The organism is Mesorhizobium sp. M7A.F.Ca.US.006.01.1.1 (assembly GCF_003997935.1).
Lineage (GTDB): Bacteria > Pseudomonadota > Alphaproteobacteria > Rhizobiales > Rhizobiaceae > Mesorhizobium.
In genome coordinates, this window is sequence record NZ_RZQL01000514.1 from 1 (window position 1) to 764 (window position 764).

At 63.6% G+C, this 764-nt stretch carries 1 protein-coding gene; it reads right to left on the reverse strand.

All coding sequences use genetic code 11. The annotated features are described in order from the left end of the window. Window positions 1-101: 101 nt before the first annotated feature. On the reverse strand, window positions 102-764 hold a 663-nt coding region (locus EN943_RS37240; RefSeq protein WP_127416631.1), incomplete at its 5' end, for an extracellular solute-binding protein.

Below are 764 nucleotides of genomic sequence, written 5' to 3' on the forward strand. Positions count from 1 at the left end.
TCTCTGCAGTACGCCGACATCAAGAAACGTCGAGCACTGCCGAGACGACCCCACCCGGACCTGCGGTCCGACCTCCCCTCAAGGGGGAGGTGGGTTGGCGCTTACTTCTGCGGCGCTTGGTCGATGATCGACTGCATGGTCTCTTGTGCGTTGGCTATGGCACCGTCGACATCGTCGCCGAAGAAGACCTCGTTGATCATCTGCGTCCATGGCCCGTTGGCGGAGTTGATCAGGTCGTTGAACACCACCGAATAGGGCGTCTTGCCCTTGGCCATGGCCTCGGCGGCGACCTGGTAGCGCGGATCGAGATCCTTCAGCGCCTCCTTGGCGATGTCGCCGCGCACCGGCAGGCTGCCGTATTTGGCGAGGATGGTCTGGCCCTCGAGCGAATAGGCGAAATCGAGGAACTCCTTCACCACGGGCAGTTTCGTGGTGCCCTTGGTGACGACGAAATTGTCGCCGCCGGCAAAGGACGACCAGCCGCTATCCTTGCCCGGCAGGAAGGTGACGCCGTAGTCGATATCGGGATACTGGGTGTTGAGCGCGCCGATGGCGAAGGCACCGGACGGCGAGATGCCGATATTGCCGGCGGCAAATGCCGCAAAGAAGTTGGCGCCGGTGTCGGTCTGCGCGCCTGCCGGCACCAGATCCTTCTTGACCATCGACCGGTAGAGATCGATGGCGCCGCGCAGCTGCGGGCTGTCCAGCGTCGCTTTCGAGCCGTCCTCCGAGAGGATGTCGCCGCCCGACGCCCAGATCAGGGG